The sequence below is a fragment of the Ensifer sp. LC163 genome (assembly GCF_001695855.1).
Lineage (GTDB): Bacteria > Pseudomonadota > Alphaproteobacteria > Rhizobiales > Rhizobiaceae > Ensifer.
In genome coordinates this window covers 606,610-622,712 of record NZ_MBSS01000012.1, presented here as the reverse complement: position 1 = coordinate 622,712, position 16,103 = coordinate 606,610, and the positions used below count along the sequence as shown (strand labels likewise).

Annotated in this window: 19 protein-coding genes; 12 read left to right on the top strand and 7 right to left on the bottom strand. The window is 62.6% G+C overall.

Going from position 1 to position 16,103, the window contains the following annotated elements:
- Positions 1-54 precede the first annotated feature (54 nt).
- The 3 genes from BC360_RS12930 to BC360_RS12920 all read left to right on the top strand — a co-directional run bounded on the left by BC360_RS12930 (position 55) and on the right by BC360_RS12920 (position 1,475).
- Positions 55-282 (top strand): F0F1 ATP synthase subunit C, encoded by a 228-nt coding sequence (locus BC360_RS12930; RefSeq protein ID WP_025426100.1) that lies wholly within the window; start codon positions 55-57, stop codon positions 280-282.
- Between the two features lie 76 nt (positions 283-358).
- The gene (locus BC360_RS12925) at positions 359-976 is read left to right on the top strand and encodes a F0F1 ATP synthase subunit B (RefSeq protein ID WP_065782772.1); all 618 of its coding nucleotides are present in this window, start codon (positions 359-361) and stop codon (positions 974-976) included.
- A gap of 13 nt (positions 977-989) precedes the next feature.
- Positions 990-1,475 (top strand): F0F1 ATP synthase subunit B, encoded by a 486-nt coding sequence (locus BC360_RS12920; RefSeq protein ID WP_065795433.1) that lies wholly within the window; start codon positions 990-992, stop codon positions 1,473-1,475.
- Positions 1,476-1,869: 394 nt separating this feature from the next.
- On the opposite strand, the gene BC360_RS12915 is transcribed toward BC360_RS12920, so the two are convergent.
- Positions 1,870-2,520: a ribonuclease HII gene (locus tag BC360_RS12915; protein WP_065782767.1), complete on the bottom strand. Its 651-nt coding sequence runs from the start codon at positions 2,518-2,520 to the stop codon at positions 1,870-1,872.
- A gap of 356 nt (positions 2,521-2,876) precedes the next feature.
- Positions 2,877-4,034 carry a PA0069 family radical SAM protein gene (locus BC360_RS12910; RefSeq protein WP_065782765.1) on the bottom strand — a complete coding sequence of 386 codons (1,158 nt, stop codon included), beginning with the start codon at positions 4,032-4,034 and terminating at the stop codon, positions 2,877-2,879.
- 201 nt (positions 4,035-4,235) lie between these two features.
- On the opposite strand from BC360_RS12910, the gene BC360_RS12905 reads away from it, so the two are divergent.
- Entirely contained in the window at positions 4,236-4,763 is a 528-nt protein-coding gene (locus tag BC360_RS12905; RefSeq protein ID WP_065795432.1) for a glycosyl transferase, read from the top strand.
- Between the two features lie 352 nt (positions 4,764-5,115).
- Here BC360_RS12905 and moaB read toward each other — a convergent pair whose 3' ends face one another.
- From moaB to BC360_RS12885, 4 genes are all read right to left on the bottom strand, one after another.
- Positions 5,116-5,658, bottom strand: coding sequence for a molybdenum cofactor biosynthesis protein B (moaB, locus tag BC360_RS12900; protein ID WP_065795431.1), 543 nt, complete (start codon positions 5,656-5,658; stop codon positions 5,116-5,118).
- A 1-nt stretch (position 5,659) separates the two neighbouring features.
- Positions 5,660-6,571, bottom strand: coding sequence for a 4-(cytidine 5'-diphospho)-2-C-methyl-D-erythritol kinase (locus BC360_RS12895; protein WP_065795430.1), 912 nt, complete (start codon positions 6,569-6,571; stop codon positions 5,660-5,662).
- A gap of 7 nt (positions 6,572-6,578) precedes the next feature.
- Complete coding sequence (locus BC360_RS12890; RefSeq protein WP_065782757.1) at positions 6,579-8,411, bottom strand: tetratricopeptide repeat protein; 1,833 nt, start codon at positions 8,409-8,411, stop codon at positions 6,579-6,581.
- Positions 8,412-8,575: 164 nt separating this feature from the next.
- Positions 8,576-9,592: a polyprenyl synthetase family protein gene (locus BC360_RS12885; RefSeq protein WP_065782755.1), complete on the bottom strand. Its 1,017-nt coding sequence runs from the start codon at positions 9,590-9,592 to the stop codon at positions 8,576-8,578.
- Between the two features lie 108 nt (positions 9,593-9,700).
- On the opposite strand from BC360_RS12885, the gene BC360_RS12880 reads away from it, so the two are divergent.
- The 6 genes from BC360_RS12880 (at position 9,701) to BC360_RS33140 (ending at position 13,651) form a co-directional block, all read left to right on the top strand.
- Positions 9,701-9,922 carry a DUF2007 domain-containing protein gene (locus BC360_RS12880; RefSeq protein ID WP_053250818.1) on the top strand — a complete coding sequence of 74 codons (222 nt, stop codon included), beginning with the start codon at positions 9,701-9,703 and terminating at the stop codon, positions 9,920-9,922.
- A gap of 52 nt (positions 9,923-9,974) precedes the next feature.
- Entirely contained in the window at positions 9,975-10,751 is a 777-nt protein-coding gene (locus tag BC360_RS12875; protein ID WP_065795429.1) for a tRNA1(Val) (adenine(37)-N6)-methyltransferase, read from the top strand.
- A gap of 76 nt (positions 10,752-10,827) precedes the next feature.
- Positions 10,828-11,694: a S49 family peptidase gene (locus BC360_RS12870; protein ID WP_065795428.1), complete on the top strand. Its 867-nt coding sequence runs from the start codon at positions 10,828-10,830 to the stop codon at positions 11,692-11,694.
- A 141-nt stretch (positions 11,695-11,835) separates the two neighbouring features.
- On the top strand, positions 11,836-12,027 hold the full coding sequence (locus BC360_RS12865; RefSeq protein ID WP_065782751.1) for a hypothetical protein: 192 nt from the start codon (positions 11,836-11,838) through the stop codon (positions 12,025-12,027).
- A 110-nt stretch (positions 12,028-12,137) separates the two neighbouring features.
- Positions 12,138-13,100: a glycine--tRNA ligase subunit alpha gene (locus BC360_RS12860; protein WP_065795427.1), complete on the top strand. Its 963-nt coding sequence runs from the start codon at positions 12,138-12,140 to the stop codon at positions 13,098-13,100.
- Positions 13,101-13,366: 266 nt separating this feature from the next.
- On the top strand, positions 13,367-13,651 hold the full coding sequence (locus BC360_RS33140) for a hypothetical protein (RefSeq protein WP_413813740.1): 285 nt from the start codon (positions 13,367-13,369) through the stop codon (positions 13,649-13,651).
- Positions 13,652-13,654: 3 nt separating this feature from the next.
- Here BC360_RS33140 and BC360_RS12850 read toward each other — a convergent pair whose 3' ends face one another.
- Positions 13,655-13,852, bottom strand: a complete 198-nt coding sequence (locus tag BC360_RS12850) for a hypothetical protein (protein WP_065795426.1) — start codon at positions 13,850-13,852, stop codon at positions 13,655-13,657.
- Positions 13,853-14,102: 250 nt separating this feature from the next.
- On the opposite strand from BC360_RS12850, the gene BC360_RS12845 reads away from it, so the two are divergent.
- On the top strand, positions 14,103-14,651 hold the full coding sequence (locus tag BC360_RS12845) for a LemA family protein (protein ID WP_065782745.1): 549 nt from the start codon (positions 14,103-14,105) through the stop codon (positions 14,649-14,651).
- Positions 14,652-14,743: 92 nt separating this feature from the next.
- Positions 14,744-16,012, top strand: coding sequence for a 3-phosphoshikimate 1-carboxyvinyltransferase (locus BC360_RS12840; RefSeq protein ID WP_065795425.1), 1,269 nt, complete (start codon positions 14,744-14,746; stop codon positions 16,010-16,012).
- The last annotated feature ends 91 nt before the right edge of the window (positions 16,013-16,103 follow it).

Sequence of the window (16,103 nt, the reverse complement as noted above, 5' to 3'; positions counted from 1 at the left end):
TCCTCCGCCGGAAGCGCAATCCTAAGCCGCAACACCATTCGAAGGAGTTCAATCATGGAAGCGGAAGCAGCAAAGTACATCGGCGCAGGTCTGGCTTGCCTCGGTATGGCCGGCACGGCTCTCGGCCTCGGCAACATCTTCGGCAGCTACCTCTCTGGCGCGCTGCGCAACCCGTCGGCTGCTGACGGCCAGTTCGGCCGCCTCGTATTCGGCTTCGCCGTTACGGAAGCTCTGGGCATCTTCTCGCTGCTCGTAGCCCTGCTCCTCCTCTTCGCTGTCTAATAACGGCTGGAGTTTCGGCCGCGACCCGTCAAAGGGTCGCGGCCGCGCATATTCTTGAGTGCACCTGGAGGTGAGCATGTTTGTGACCGCGGCCTATGCCCAGCAGTCAACCACCACTGAAGGCGCCGAAGCACACGATGCCGCTGCGGCCGGTGAGGTGCACACCGAAACGGGTGTGGCCCACGAAGGCGAGGCTGGCTCCGGCGTGTTCCCGCCCTTTGATTCGACCCATTTCGCATCGCAGCTGCTGTGGCTCGCGATCACGTTCGGCCTCTTCTATCTCTTGATGTCGAAGGTCATCATTCCGCGCATCGGCGGAATTCTTGAAACCCGTCACGACCGGATCGCTCAGGATCTCGACGAAGCGTCGCGCCTGAAGGGCGAAGCTGACGCCGCCATCGCATCCTATGAGCAGGAATTGGCAACTGCCAAGGCCAAGGGTCATCAGATCGCCGACGGCGCGCGCGAAGCTGCCAAGTCCAAGGCTGTCGCCGACCGCAACGCTGTCGAAGCCGATCTTTCCAAGAAGATCGCCGCTGCGGAAGACCGCATCGCCGACATCAAGACCAAGGCACTCGCTGACGTCGGCGTGATCGCCGAGGAAACTGCGACCGCTGTCGTCAAGCAGCTGATTGGTGGCACCGTCACCAAGGCTGAGATCGTCGCTGCCGTCAAGGCATCGGCCGGTAACTGAGGAGCACTGAACCATGCATCTTGATGCGACCTTCTATGCCCTCGTCGGCTTGATCCTGTTCTTCGTCCTGATCGCCTATCTCAAGGTTCCGGGCATGATCGGCAAGGCGCTCGACGGACGCGCCGACAAGATCAGCAACGAGCTGGCGGAAGCCAAGCGCCTGCGCGAAGAAGCCCAGAGCCTCGTTGCCGAGTACCAGCGCAAGCGCAAGGATGCCGAAGCGGAAGCTGCCGGTATCGTTGCCGCCGCTCAGCGCGAAGCCGAAATGCTGACCGCCGAAGCCAAGCAGAAGACGGAAGAATTCGTCGCCCGCCGGACCGCGCTGTCGGAACAGAAGATCAAGCAGGCCGAGAGCGACGCGATCAACGCCGTTCGTTCAGCCGCCGTCGATCTGGCGATCAGCGCTGCCGAAAAGGTGGTTGCTGCCAAGGCCGACGCCGGCGCCCAGAGCGAGCTGTTCAAGAGGGCACTTGGCGAAGTCAAGTCGCGCCTGAACTAAGCACGCGCTGCAAGATACGATTTGAAAGCCCCGCCTTGCGCGGGGCTTTTTGCGTTTTGGGATAACCTTGGGTGAGGCGTGCGAGCGCCTGTCTGGGATGCCTTCCGGTAAGTTCAGTCAATCCCGTTTCGGGGTCGATCGAGGGGAAAGCACTCGCGGGGTGCATACGGATCGGCCGGGGCCGCTGCCAAATTGCACCCTGATGCGTGCCCGTAGGCGCTCGACACCGCGCGCACAGGCGCAAGGGCTGCCGTGGCAGCGCTCATTGATCCGCGCCTCGGTGACACGCTGAGCCGTCGCAGGCACCTCACGGCGCAGCGCGCCATCGGCGTCGGGTCGTGCCCGTCCAGACGGCCAGGTTTCGACAATGCCGAGCGTCAAGGCTTGCGGGGCGTCAGTCCTTGCGCAGCGGACGGAAGCTCATGCGGTGCAGCGGGCAGGGGCCTTTGGTGTCGATCGCCTTGCGATGCACCGCTGTGGCGTAGCCGGCATGGACCGCAAAGCCGTAGCCGGGGTGAGCGATATCGGCACGTTCCATCATGCGGTCTCGGGTCACCTTGGCGACGATCGATGCGGCGGCGATCGAAAGCGAGCGGGCGTCACCCTTGACCACCGCCTTGGCGTGGCAGCCAAGGCCGGGCGGCACATCACGGCCATCGACCAGCACGAAGCGGGCGGCCAGGGACAGGCCGTCGACGGCCCGGCGCATTGCCTCGAGGCTCGCCTTGCGGATGTCGATCATATCGATGGTCGCAGCCGAGGAAGAGGCGATGGAAACGGTCGCGGTTGCCAGGATTTCGTCGAACAGCCGTTCACGCGCCGCGGCGGTCAATTTTTTGCTGTCGTTCAGGCCTTCAGGGATGGCGTCCGGATCGAGAATGACGGCGGCCGCAACGACGGGTCCGGCAAGCGGTCCGCGTCCCGCTTCGTCGGCGCCGGCGACCGGCCATGCGCCGTCCTTTCTGGCAGCCAGCTCAAAGCTGAAATCAGGCTTAAGGAGAATATCCGGGAAAAGGGGAGAATCGATCGATCTGCGATGTGACATGCGGCGAAACTCGCATGATCGACCGATTCTCTTCAAGTCCCCCGATCTGAGTGCGGCGGCAGCCGGGGGGTATGCCAGCGTCATCCTGAGGCACGGAGGAGACGCCGGAATTCAATTCTGTCGTTGCGCGGCAAATATGACGCGCAATGGATGCTGTTCACCTGAGCTTGGTGCATGACCTGCTTCCCAAATCGATGTCGACTTAGGGAACCAGGCAGAAGTTCCAAGGCCGATACCTGCCGGCATCTTCCGGCCAGCCATTGAGATCATGAGATCTCCCGGCTGAACGTTTCATTCCATCACCTGAGCGGCCGGAAACTCCGCACCTCCTGCGACATACGCAGCACCTGTTGCCGCTAGAGCAGCGAAAGCTGCACGCCGGTCCCGAGCGGCGGAACGAAGATGTCATCCCGCAACTGTCGGCGATTGAGATTGAGGCCGAGGCGTTTGGCCGCAAGTTCGAACCGACGGCCGATCTGCCAGGCATAGGGACCAGCGCCCTTCATTCGTTTGCCGAACTCGGCATCGTAGTCCTTGCCGCCACGCATCGATCGGATGAGCGACATCACGTGCCGATAGCGGTCCGGATAGTTCCGAAGCAGCCAGTCGCGGAAGAGCGGGCTGACCTCGAGCGGCAGACGCAACAGCACGTAGGTGGCTTCCAGCGCTCCCGCCGCCCGGGAGGCTTCCAGCACCCTTTCGATCTCATGATCGTTCAATGCCGGGATGATCGGCGACACCAGGACGCCGGCCGGAATGCCGGCCTCGGAGAGGGAGCGTATCGCCTCCAGTCGCTTGGAAGGGGTCGAAGCCCGTGGCTCCATCGTGCGGGCGAGCTTTCGGTCGAGCGTCGTTACCGAAATGCCGACACGGGCGAGCCCCTTTTCGGCCATCGGCGCAAGCAGATCGATGTCGCGCGTCACCATCGCCGACTTCGTCACGATCATCACCGGATGGTTGGCGGCCTGCAGCACTTCGAGGATCTGGCGCATGATCCGCCATTCCTTCTCGATCGGCTGATAGGGATCGGTGTTGGTGCCGATGGCGATCGGCCTCACCTTGTAGTCCGAGCGGGCAAGCTCGCGCTCCAGCAGGCGCGGAGCGTCCGGCTTGGCAAAGAGCTTCGCCTCGAAATCGAGGCCGGCCGAAAGCCCCATATAGGCATGCGTCGGACGGGCGAAACAATAGATGCATCCGTGTTCGCAGCCACGATAAGGGTTGATCGAGCGATCGAAGGAAATATCCGGAGAATCGTTGCGGCTGATCACCGAGCGCGGCTTCTCCACCTGCACCTCGGTCTTGAAGGGCGGCAGGTCTTCAAGACTCTCCCAACCATCGTCGAAAGCCTCACGCGCCTGCGGCTCGAAGCGGCCCGACATGTTCAGTCCGGCACCCCGTCCGCGGCGACGATCAACCTCGATCCTGAGACCGGTTCCGCTCATCAATGCTTCGGCAACCTCTGCCGTGTTGGCGGGTGCAAGCGCACCCTGCCTGATCTGAGACAGCTCGTTCATCGGAATCTCCGGGGGATCACTTGTTTGATCCCGTTTTGTTCTGATTATTTTCCTATCGTGGAAACAAGAACAATTCAAGAACAAAAAATCATGCGGACTAAAATGATCGCGACAGGCTCGAACTGGAAATGGGACAGAGGAGCGAGAGCGGCCGCGCCAAGCGGATGTAGCATTTTACGCTGCAATGCGGTAGGAACAGCTATGCTGACGATCATCATGGAAACACGCGACAACGAAGCGGAACTGGCGCAGACGCTATCCGTGCTCGTGGCAGGCGCCGTGGAGGGATTGGTCAGCGATGTCATCATCCTCGATCATGGCTCCAAGGACGGGTCGGTGCGGGTGGCCGATGCCGCTGGCTGCCGCTTCTGCGTCGATTGGGATCTGGGCGAAATTGTGCGCTCCGCGCGTGGCGAATGGCTGATGCTGCTTGAGCCCGGCGCGCGGCCGATCGGACGTTGGGTGGATGAGCTTGTCGAATATGTGTCGCTTCACAAGGGCCCAGCCCGTTTCTCACCGTCACGGCTCCACCGCAAGCCGTTGTTGCATCGCCTTGGGCGGCGAGTAAAGCCGCTGGAGGCCGGGTTCCTCGTGCGCAAGCGCGACGCTTTGGCAGTTGCGCGCGGGAAGATGCAGCTGAGCGAGATGACGAATATCCGCGCTGTACGAAAGCTTGCGACCGAGCTGGTCCCGGCCTGGGTTGCACTCGACAGCAGGCAGGGCGCGTAGATTATCGGCTGGCGCCAACAAAAAAGGTGCCTGTCCTGCGGACGGCACCTCCAAGCGGCTACCAAATATCCTTGCTAGCAAATTCCTGTCCGAGCGACCGGGCGAGCCGCGCGTCGTATGTTCTTGTTCCCTTCGCCGGGGGACATCGGCAATGAGCTCGTCTTTGCTCCGTTTGAGGGACTTGCTCGGGTCTCGTTGCGATCCCTCATGTGGGCTGACCAGCGAACCCCTAGCAGACGGATAGGAGCTGCGCAGTTCCCTAGGGAACAGGCCGGGTGCGTCATACATTTGTGCGGTCGCCGCGCCGTGTCGGCAGCGGCAATTTCCAGGATGCATGTCGGGACAGGCCCGCTCAGCCCCGTTTCAGATGCTCGTCGAGCCGCGGCATGATCTCGACGAAGTTGCACGGCATGTGCCGGTAGTCGAGTTGCGGCTTGAGAATGCCGTCCCATGCGTCCTTGCAGGCCCCGGGTGAACCCGGCAGGACGAAGATGAAGGTGGCGTTGGCGACGCCACCCGTTGCACGCGACTGGATCGTCGACGTGCCGATCTTCTCGTAGGAGATCCGGTGGAAAACCTCGGAGAAGCCATCCATGCGCTTTTCGAACAGCGGCTCGAGCGCCTCAGGCGTGACGTCGCGGCCGGTAAAGCCGGTTCCGCCGGTGGTGATCACCACGTCGATTGTGTCGTTCAGCGTCCAGGCCTCCACCTGGTCGCGGATCCTTTGCTTGTCGTCGGGCACGATCGCGCGCGCTTCGAGACGATGGCCGGCGCCAAGCACCCGCGCCTGAAGCGTGTCGCCGGACTTGTCGTCAGCCAGCGTGCGCGTATCGGAGACCGTCAGAATGGCGATGCCGACGGGAATGAAGGGGCGATTGTCGTTGATCCCGGCCATTTTATTTCCCCTTGCCTACGGTTCTGCCGGCAAGAACGTACCATTCGGGATGGGCGGCAGAAAGGGTGTGCGCTGCGCGCTGCGCGCTTTCGTCGCTGTCGAACAGGCCGAAGCAGGTGGCGCCTGAACCGGACATGCGCACCAGCGCCGCTCCGGTTGTTGTCAGCGCGTCTGAAACGCCGCCGATGATCGGCTGCAGCAAGCGCGCTGGCGGCTCCAGGTCGTTGCGCATCGCTGCCATGGCCGCAAGCCAGGCCGCAGGGGATATGAGGCCGACGGGCATGGCAAGCGGCGGATTGATCTTCTTTTCCAGTGTCCGGAAGATCACCGGTGTCGAGACGGCGACCAGGGGATTGACCAGCACGATCGGGAACGAGGGAAGCTCTTCAGCCGGCGTGATCTTCTCGCCGATGCCGCGAGCAACAAGCGGCCTGCCGTCAAGGCACATAGGCACGTCGGCGCCGAGCTCGAGCGCCAAGGCTGCGAGCGATCCCGGTTCGATGCTGGTTCGCCAGAGGTCGAGAAGCCCGCGCAGCGTAGCGGCCGCATCGGCGGACCCGCCACCGATGCCCGAGGCAACGGGCAGGTTCTTTTCGAGATGAATATGGACCGGCGGGGTGTCGATACCCTGCGAAGCCAGGGCCTGGCGCAGAAGGTCCCGCGCCTTGAGCACGAGATTGCCCCCCTGGTCTGCGCCTGTCGTCGATAATTCGGCGGCGAATGGTCCGGATAGGGTGAAACGGTCTTCGTCCGACGGCGTCAGGCCGACCCGGTCTCCGCGGTCGGCAAAGGTGACAAGACTTTCGAGGAGGTGGTGGCCGTCGGCCCGTTGGCCGACGACATGCAGTGCCAGATTGATCTTGGCGGGCGCCGTCCGTGTCAGCGCGAAGCCCGCAATCTCGCCTTCAAGCATGCTGCGATCAGGACTTCTTGTCCGGCGCAGGCGCCTCCGGGGTAACCTTCTTCGGCACGGTTTCCTTGGCGTCGGCAGACGCTGGAACCACTTCCTTCAGCGGCGGCAGGCCGTTTTCGATCTTGGCCTTGATCTTCGGGATCTCGGCCTCCTCGGGCTTCAGCTCAAGCGTCTGCGTCCATTGGAACACGGCTTCCAGCTTGCGGCCGACACGCCAATAGGCATCGCCGAGGTGGTCGTTGATGGTCGGATCGCCGGCCATTAGCTCGGCAGCCTTTTCAAGCTCGACCACCGCATCGTCGAAGCGGTTCATGCGGAAATAGGCCCAGCCGAGCGAATCGACGATGTAGCCGTCATCGGGCTTGAGCTCGACCGCCTTGCGGATCATGTCGAGGCCTTCTTCCAGGTTGATGTTCATGTCGACCCAGGAATAGCCGAGATAGTTCAGCACCTGCGGCTGGTCGGGATTGAGCTCGAGAGCCTTGCGAAAGCTCGGCTCAGCCTTGTCCCAGAGTTTCTGACGCTCGTAAGCGATGCCGCGCTGGAAGAATACGGTCCAGTCGCCGCGCTTCGGCACCGGGCCGATCGCGTCGACTGCCCGGTCGTAGAGCTCACCCATCTCCTTGTACTCCTTGGCATCGGACAGCACGCTGCCATAGGCGAGATAGTTGCGGATGTTCTTGGGATCGACGTCGATCAGCGCCTTGAGGTGCTTCTTGGCTTCATCCACCTTGCCGATGCTGGCAAGGCTGAGACCAAGCTGCAGTTCCGAGAGCCTGCGCATCGGCGAGGCCTCGGGCACGCTCTGGTAAAGCTCGATCGCTTCCTTCGGCTTCTTCAGGTTTTCGGCAATACCGGCCAGCATCACGAGGATATCGGCACTTTCCGGATCGAGACGGCGTGCCGTCTGGAGATAGAGCGAGACGATGTCTTCGGCGCCGTCGCGGTTGAGCGCGCCGCCGATGGAAAACAGCACGGCTGCCGCACCCTGCGATGCGTTCTTGACTTGCTGCTCCTGGGGTATGCCGGTCTCGATGTTCTTCCGAAGCGCTTCGAGCGGAGTGTAGTTGTTGACCATGTTCTCGCCGACGGCGATCGTGTCGAGCGCCTTCTGCTTGTTGCCTTCGCGCGCCTCGAAGCGTGCCAAGGCCTCGACCGCACGCATGAACGTGTCGGGCGCAGCACTGCCGCCTTCGCGATCGAGGATCGCGTCGTTGAGCTTGGCGCGCGCGGTGGTCTTGTCGCCGGAAGCGATGGCGATTGCGCCGGCATGGTAGTTCTTGAACACACGGAACCAGTCCGGCCCTTCAAGGCCGTTGACCTGCGCCAGCGCTTCCTTGGGCTTGCCCTGGCCGAATTTAGCCCAGGCGGAAAGCAGGCCGTTCATCAGCCGGTCGAGATCGTTCGGCCCCTCATAATTCAAGAGCTTCTGCGCGTTGCGGTATTCCCGCTTGCGGATCGCCTCGATCGCACGGATGACGGTGGTGATGCGCTCGACGGCCGGGTCGGACTTCAATTGTTCGGCGATTTTGGCGCCGTCGTCGAACTTGCCGGCCATCAGCAGCGTGATCATCAGCCGCTGCTTGACTTCGTTGTTGTTAGGCTCGAACTGCAGCGCAATGCGGTAGAGTTCGTTGGCCGCGGCAAAGTCACGGTCCGTGTCGGCGGTGCGGGCAGCGAGGAACGCGCCGGCAAAGGTGTTGACGGACGTGATGTCGAAAGGCTCGGTCTCCTCGACGGCGGCCTTTTCCTCGGCGAAAGCCTGGTAGCTGGTGCTGACCGAGGCAAGAGCCAGCAGTGCAGCGCCGCTGAGAAGGCGGAGGATCGTCTTTTGCCGCATGTCAAACCTTTCATTGCCGATCTCTCGGCCTTGCGCACGACTGAGGGTTGTCTTGGAATCAGCCACGTGTTGCCCGGTACAACTCTTGAGGAACAGAATGGCTTTTTTGGCGCAACGCGGCAAGAAATTCCTCTTGGAGGTCCTGGTGCGGCCGCAGCGTCGCGTCAGCTGACCCGGTCGATGCAGAAGTCGATGACCTCGACCAGCGCCGATTTCCAGGGCGAAACCGGGAGCGGTGCCAGCGCATCGCGCGCAATCGTTCCATAGTGCTGCGCACGGGCGATGGTGTCGTTCAGGCCGCCATATCGCTTGATCAGGCCGAGCGCCTTTTCGAGGTTGGCATCGCTGCTGTCGCCGCCCTCGATCGCCTGGCGCCAGAAGGCGCGGTCTTCCGCCGTGCCGCGGCGATAGGACAGAATGACCGGAAGGGTGATCTTGCCTTCGCGGAAATCGTCGCCGACATTCTTGCCGAGATCGCTGGCCGAGCCGCCATAGTCGAGCACGTCGTCGACGAGCTGGAAGGCGAGGCCGAGATTCATGCCATAGGATTTCAGCGCGTTGCGGTCGGATTTGCTGGTCTGGGCGACGATCGGGCCGACTTCGGCGGCAGCGGCGAAAAGCGCTGCGGTCTTGGCGCGGATGACCTGGAGATAGTCGTCCTCGGTCGTCTCCATGTTCTTGGCGACGGAAAGCTGCAGCACCTCGCCTTCGGCGATCACCGACGCTGCGGTCGAAAGCACGTCGAGCGCATCGAGCGAGCCGACATCGACCATCATGCGGAAGGCCTGGCCGAGCAGGAAGTCGCCGACGAGCACGCTTGCCTGGTTGCCCCAGATGGTGCGGGCGGTGGATTTGCCGCGGCGCAGATCGCTTTCGTCCACGACATCGTCATGCAAAAGCGTTGCCGTATGCATGAACTCGACGCTGGTGGCGAGCTTGACGTGAGCGTCGCCCTCATAGCCGAACATCGCCGCGGAGGCGAGCGTCAGCATCGGGCGCAGGCGTTTGCCACCCGACGAGATCAGGTGGTTGGCAACCTCAGGAATCATCTGGACGTCGGAGCCGGCCTTCGACAGGATGAGCTGGTTGACGCGTTCCATGTCGGGCGACGTCAAGTCAACGAGCGGCTTCACGGACGCCTGTTTGTTTTTGCTGTCTTCCAGCGGTATCACTACGCCCAACACCGGGACTCCTGTTTTCATTGTCGCTTTCGACAATAGGAAGGGGGGGCACGTGCGGCAAGAGGCGAATTGTCCCGCTTGCTGAAATAGGACAGGAAAAACCGCTGGATGAAGGAATTGATCCGCACCAACGACGTCGTTCTGCTCTCTTTTGCGGAAAGCCTGATGAAGGACGCCGGTATCAACTGCCTGATCGCCGATCAGGGCATGAGCATTCTGGAGGGGTCGCTGGGCCTGCTGCCGCGCCGCTTCCTCGTGCCTGATGACGATGCCGATGCCGCGCGCCGCATTCTGATCGAGGCCGGGCTGGAAGCGGAGTTGCGGGCATGATCGCCGGTTCGTCTGCCGCCGCAGGTGAGGATCGGCCATGAGCGAACGACCTATGACGCGTGCCCAGACCGAAACGGTCGATGCGTTTCACCGCGGCAGGTTCCATGTCGTGCAGCCGCTGGGGCAGGGGCATCGCTCCGGCATGGATGCGATGCTGCTGGCTTCGCTGGTTGCCGCCGACCGCGCCTGCCGCGTGGCCGATCTTGGCGCAGGCGCCGGTGCTGCCGGCATGGCGGTCGCCTCGCGGCTTGATCTGGCCGAGGTCGTTCTGGTGGAGCGCTCGCCGACCATGGCGGCGTTTGCGCGCCGAAGCCTGGCGCTTCCCGAAAACGAACGTTTCGCCGCGCGGGTGTCGGTGATCGAGGCCGACGTCTCGCTTGCCGGCAGGGCGCGCCGCGCCGCCGGGCTGCCCGACGATGCCTTCGACCATGTGATCATGAACCCGCCTTTCAACGATGCCTCCGACCGGCGCACGCCGGACGGCCTGAAGGCCGAGGCGCACGCGATGAGCGACAACCTGTTCGAGATCTGGATCAAGACGGCGGGCGCGATCATGAAGCCGGGCGGGCAATTGTCGCTGATCGCCCGGCCGGAATCGATCGCCGATATCATTGCGGCCTGCGGCCGCCGCTTCGGCGGCATCGAGATTACGCCACTGCATCCGCGCATCGGCGAGAATGCCGTGCGCATCCTCGTCACCGCGATCAAGCAGAGCCGCAAGCGGCTGGTGCTGAGAGCGCCGCTGATCATGCACGAGGAGGGCACCCATCGCTTTTCTCAAGATGTCGACGATCTCAACAACGGGCGCGCTGCCTATCGGCGCCGTTGATTTACCGTATGCGGCATTGCGTTTGGACGACCAGTGCATACATGCAAGGGCAAGAGTTCGTATTGCAGGAGTTGAAATGGCCGGGTTCTTCAAAAGGCTGATGCCGAAGCGTTTTCGGCGGGATGGCGTTGCGATCCCCGTCGTACGGCTTCACGGCGCAATCATGGCCGGCGGCGGTCAGTTTCGTCCGACGCTCAATCTGGCTTCGGCCGCTCCCTTGCTGGAGAAGGCCTTCGCGATGAAGGAAGCCCCGGCCGTTGCGATTTCGATCAACTCGCCCGGCGGCTCGCCGGTGCAGTCGCGGCTGATCTACCAGCGCATCCGCGATCTCGCCGAGGAAAAGAAGAAGCGCGTGCTCGTCTTCGTCGAGGACGTGGCCGCTTCCGGCGGCTACATGATCGCGCTTGCCGGCGACGAGATCATCGCCGATCCGACCTCGATCGTCGGTTCGATCGGGGTGGTGTCCGGTGGCTTCGGTTTCCCGGAACTGTTGAAGAAGATCGGCGTCGAGCGGCGCGTCTATACGGCCGGCGAGAACAAGGTCATGCTCGACCCGTTCCAGCCGGAAAAGGAACGCGACATCGAGTTTCTGAAAAGCCTGCAGCTCGATATCCATGATACCTTCATTCAGATGGTGAAGGCCCGCCGCGGGCAATTGCTGGCCGACCATCCCGACGTCTTTTCCGGTCTTTTCTGGACGGGGCGGCGCGGATTGGAGCTCGGTCTGATCGACGGCCTTGGCGATCTGCGCGGCGAGGTGAAGAAGCGGTATGGCGAGAAGGCGCGGCTCGAACTGATCCAGCCGGTGCGCAGTCTCTTCGGGCGCCGCCAGACCGGTGCATCGATTGCCGGCGATATCGCCGCGCCGATCGCGGCTTCTGCGATGGCAGGTCTTGCCGAAGCAGTAGAGGAAAGGGCATTGTGGGCGCGTTTCGGGCTTTGAACCGCGACCGGCGCGACGGGCCTACAGCGCCGCGCATCTTATTAGACGCGCAAAGGTCGCTGTAGCACTTTGAATGGCTTCATATTTTTATCCTCAAATCGAACTCGATTTGAGGATAAAAGTATGCAGTAGGGAGGAAAAATGCCGCAGCTTATCCTGCTCCTGATCGCAGGCATCGTTCTATGGATCGGCTACCGCAAGTTCATTGCGGATGCCAAGAAACTGACGCGTCAGCGCGATCAAACGCGCCGAGAGCAGCAGACCGGCGCCAGCGGGACTCTCGTCAAGGATCCCGAGACCGGCGAATACCGGCTCAAGCGCGAAGACGACTGAGATTTTCCGTGCGTCTTTGCGTGCACGCAGATCCGCCTGGGCGCTTGACCCCTGTCGCCCGGCGTGGCACCTGTCCGGCTCTCATTTCGTGAAGAATTCGGACGTTCCCCATGACCACCGCCTCGCTGCCCGACCACATGAACCCCAAGCGCTCGTTCCAGGCCCTGATCCTGACGCTGCACAACTATTGGGCCGACAAGGGTTGCGCGGTGCTGCAGCCCTACGACATGGAAGTCGGCGCCGGTACGTTCCATCCGGCAACGACATTGCGTGCGCTCGGTCCCCGTCCATGGCGTGCGGCCTATGTCCAGCCCTCCCGTCGCCCGACCGACGGCCGCTATGGCGAGAACCCGAACCGTCTGCAGCACTATTATCAATATCAGGTGATCCTGAAGCCGAACCCGTCCAACCTGCAGGAGCTTTATCTCGGCTCGCTGGAGGCGATCGGCCTCGATCCGTTGCTGCACGATATCCGTTTCGTCGAGGACGATTGGGAAAGCCCGACGCTGGGCGCCTGGGGCCTTGGCTGGGAATGCTGGTGCGACGGTATGGAAGTGTCGCAGTTCACCTATTTCCAGCAGGTCTGCGGCATCGAATGCTCGCCGGTCTCCGGCGAGCTGACCTACGGTCTCGAGCGTCTGGCAATGTATGTCCAGGGCGTCGACAATGTCTATGATCTGAACTTCAACGGCCGCGAAGGCGCCGAGAAGATCAGCTATGGCGACGTCTTCCTGCAGGCGGAGCAGGAATATTCGAGGTACAACTTCGAATACGCCAATACCGCAATGCTGCACCAGCACTTCATCGATGCCGAGGCAGAATGCCAGGCTCTGCTGGCGGCCGGCGCACCTGCGGACAGTACCAACAACCAGCTGCACAAGTGCGTCTTCCCGGCCTACGACCAGTGCATCAAGGCAAGCCACGTCTTCAACCTGCTCGATGCGCGCGGGGTGATTTCGGTCACTGAGCGGCAAAGCTACATCCTGCGTGTCCGCACGCTGGCAAAGGCCTGCGGCGAAGCGTTCCTGCTGACCGATGCCGGCGGCGCGAACCTCAACCGGGACGCTGCTTGATCGCCGGGCCCGCCAGCCTCATCGTTCACATCAATGGCTAGCCGGGCACCGGAAAGCTGACCATCGCACGCCATCTCGCCGAACATCTCGGCGCGAGGCTTGCCGACAATCACACCCTGATCAATCCGGCCGAGGCGCTGTTTGCCGGGGGCACGCCGCTCTATCGCTCGCTGCGGGCAACGATCAGAACGGCGGTGCTCGACCATGTACGCCGGGCCGACGCTTCGCAATCCTTCCTTTTCACCGACGCGCTTTCGGATGATGCATTGGACAGTCGCGCGTTCGAAGACTTTGCGACACTGGCCGCCGATCGCGGCGCCCGTTTCGTCGCTGTCGTTCTCGATTGCGCGATCGAGGAGAACCTGAAGCGGTTGATGCGTGCGGGTCGTTCCAGGGCCCACAAGCTGACCGATCCGCAAGTGTTGATCGATCTCAGAAGCCGGCACGCTCTGTTGAGAGGAAAATGCGATCAGCTGATCGAACTCGACGTCACCAATCTCGGCGCCGATGAAGCCGCCAGCGGGATTGCGACGCGGATGGCCCGGGGCTAGATCTCAGATCGTGTCGCTGGCATCGACGCTGATCTTCCAAGTTGGCTTCAGCGTGGGGTAAGTGCCGGTGTAAGCCTGACCGGAGTAGGTCTGCAGCGCCCGGCGGACACCGGTTGGCATTTCGGCCGAACCGACGCTCGCATAGGCAACGAAGAGCGCCGTAAAGGCGATCACGTTGATGAGGGTTGCGAGCGTTTTCATGGTCTTCACTTCGTATCTGGGGTTGTTCGATGGGGCGACTATCGCCCATCGTCCGGCTCTCTGCGGTTCCCGATGGAACAGGAATCGAGGTGTTTTGGCGTGCGGATGTGCCGTAGCGGTGAACAGTGTGTTCACAGCCTTCGGCTTGCATTTGGGGAGGAGTGCGTTTCTCCGCCCGGATGCTGCAGAAAGGTCTTTGAAGCTGGAAAGCCGGTGCTAATCTCTGCCGAGCTTTTTTGGAGGGTATCCCATGATCGGTCTGGCCATCGGCGTCGTCGTGATCCTGTATCTGGTTTTCGTTTACAACGGCCTCGTCAAGGCGCGGCAGATCGCCGAGGAAGCCTGGTCGGGCATCGACGTGCAGCTGAAGCGACGCGCCGATCTCATCCCCAACCTGATCGAGACGGTGAAGGGCTACGCCGCCCACGAGAAGTCGACGCTCGAGGAAGTCATCGCGATGCGCAATCGCGCCCAGGCCGTTCCGGCTGGCGATGTCGAGGGGCGGGCCGCTGCGGAAGGCGCCCTGTCGCAGGCGCTCGGCAAACTCTTTGCCCTTGCTGAAGCCTATCCGGATCTCAAGGCCAACGAGAATTTCGCAGAGTTGCAGCGCTCGCTGGAAACGATCGAGGGCGAGATCCAGATGTCGCGCCGCTACTACAACGGCGCGGCGCGCGACCTGAACGTCAAGGTCGAGAGTTTTCCGTCGAACCTCATCGCCAACGCTTTCCGCTTCGTGAAGGCCGGCTATTTCGAGATTGCCAACGAGGCGGATCGTGCGGTGCCGCAAGTCAAATTCTGATCGAGGACGTTACCCGATCACGCCATCCAATGATAAGAGACACGCCTGCGAGGCTGAAAGCCTCGCCGCCAGTTGCATAAAGAGACCCGAGCATGAGTGATACCGTGAAGAAGCTGACCATCCTGCCGACCGACCACCCCTTGCGCGGTCACGTCCGCCCGCCGGGTTCGAAGTCGATCACCAATCGGGCGCTGCTTCTTGCGGGGCTAGCCAAGGGCACGAGCCGGCTGACGGGCGCGCTGAAGAGCGACGACACGCGCTATATGGCCGATGCCTTGCGGGCAATGGGCGTCGAGGTCAGCGAGCCGGACGAAACCACATTCGTCGTGACTGGAACCGGTCGGCTCGCGTCGCCGTCTGCTCCGCTGTTCCTCGGCAATGCGGGAACCGCGACGCGCTTCCTGACGGCCGCGGCAGCGCTGGTCGACGGCCCGGTGGTCGTCGATGGTGACCAGCACATGCGCAAGCGGCCGATCAAGCCGCTTGTCGATGCGCTGCGCACGCTTGGTGTCGAGGTCACGTCGGAAACCGGGTGCCCGCCGGTGACCGTCAATGGCAAGCGCGGCTTCCCTGCCGGCCGTATCGAAATCGACGCCGGTCTTTCCAGCCAATACGTCTCGGCTCTGCTGATGGCAGCCCCGGGCGCCAAGGGCCCTGTCCGTATCGAACTTGCCGGCGACGACATTGGCGCGCGCGGTTACATCGATCTGACGGTCGCAGCGATGCGCGCCTTCGGCGCCGAAGTGGAGCAGCTGAGCCCATCCGTCTGGCAGGTTGCGCCGACGGGCTATCGCGCCGCCGACTTCGCAATCGAGCCGGACGCGTCGGCCGCGACCTATCTCTGGGCCGCCGAAGTGTTGACCGGAGGAGCCATCGACCTCGGCGTGCCGGCTTCCGTGTTTTCGCAGCCCGATGCGCGCGCCCACGCCGTCATCTCCACCTTCCCGAATCTTCCCGCCGTCATCGACGGGTCGCAGATGCAGGACGCGGTGCCGACGATCGCGGTACTTGCCGCCTTCAACGAGACGCCGGTGCGCTTTGTCGGACTTGCCAATCTGCGCGTGAAGGAATGCGACCGCGTCCGCGCCCTGTCGCTGGGCCTGACCGCCATCCGCCCGGGGCTTGCCCACGAAGAGGGCGACGATCTCATCGTCTCCTCGGATCCGGGACTTGCCGGGCAGACATTGCCGGCCTCGATCGACACATTTGCCGACCATCGCATCGCCATGAGCTTCGCCCTTGCCGGGCTAAAGATCCACGGCATTGCCATCGAGGACCCCGGCTGCGTCGCCAAGACCTATCCGGCCTATTGGGATGCGCTTGCATCGCTCGGCGTTGCCTTCACGGGTGATCGTCCTTGATATCGCGCCGAATGAAACCGCTCCTCCAGCTTTTCCAGGAAAAGGGCGAAGCGGTTTTCCGCCAGGAAATGCGAAAACCAAAGAAATAGAG

Coding starts and splice junctions, on each gene's coding strand:
- BC360_RS12880 (WP_053250818.1), top strand. CDS start 9,701: ATGAAGGAATTGATCCGCACCAACGACGTCGTTCTGCTCTCTTTTGCG.
- BC360_RS12875 (WP_065795429.1), top strand. CDS start 9,975: ATGACGCGTGCCCAGACCGAAACGGTCGATGCGTTTCACCGCGGCAGG.
- BC360_RS12910 (WP_065782765.1), bottom strand. CDS start 4,034: ATGAACGAGCTGTCTCAGATCAGGCAGGGTGCGCTTGCACCCGCCAAC.
- BC360_RS12870 (WP_065795428.1), top strand. CDS start 10,828: ATGGCCGGGTTCTTCAAAAGGCTGATGCCGAAGCGTTTTCGGCGGGAT.
- BC360_RS12850 (WP_065795426.1), bottom strand. CDS start 13,852: ATGAAAACGCTCGCAACCCTCATCAACGTGATCGCCTTTACGGCGCTC.
- BC360_RS12925 (WP_065782772.1), top strand. CDS start 359: ATGTTTGTGACCGCGGCCTATGCCCAGCAGTCAACCACCACTGAAGGC.
- BC360_RS12860 (WP_065795427.1), top strand. CDS start 12,138: ATGACCACCGCCTCGCTGCCCGACCACATGAACCCCAAGCGCTCGTTC.
- BC360_RS12845 (WP_065782745.1), top strand. CDS start 14,103: ATGATCGGTCTGGCCATCGGCGTCGTCGTGATCCTGTATCTGGTTTTC.
- BC360_RS12840 (WP_065795425.1), top strand. CDS start 14,744: ATGAGTGATACCGTGAAGAAGCTGACCATCCTGCCGACCGACCACCCC.
- BC360_RS12920 (WP_065795433.1), top strand. CDS start 990: ATGCATCTTGATGCGACCTTCTATGCCCTCGTCGGCTTGATCCTGTTC.
- BC360_RS12890 (WP_065782757.1), bottom strand. CDS start 8,411: ATGCGGCAAAAGACGATCCTCCGCCTTCTCAGCGGCGCTGCACTGCTG.
- BC360_RS12915 (WP_065782767.1), bottom strand. CDS start 2,520: ATGTCACATCGCAGATCGATCGATTCTCCCCTTTTCCCGGATATTCTC.
- BC360_RS12865 (WP_065782751.1), top strand. CDS start 11,836: ATGCCGCAGCTTATCCTGCTCCTGATCGCAGGCATCGTTCTATGGATC.
- moaB (WP_065795431.1), bottom strand. CDS start 5,658: ATGGCCGGGATCAACGACAATCGCCCCTTCATTCCCGTCGGCATCGCC.
- BC360_RS12930 (WP_025426100.1), top strand. CDS start 55: ATGGAAGCGGAAGCAGCAAAGTACATCGGCGCAGGTCTGGCTTGCCTC.
- BC360_RS12895 (WP_065795430.1), bottom strand. CDS start 6,571: ATGCTTGAAGGCGAGATTGCGGGCTTCGCGCTGACACGGACGGCGCCC.
- BC360_RS12905 (WP_065795432.1), top strand. CDS start 4,236: ATGCTGACGATCATCATGGAAACACGCGACAACGAAGCGGAACTGGCG.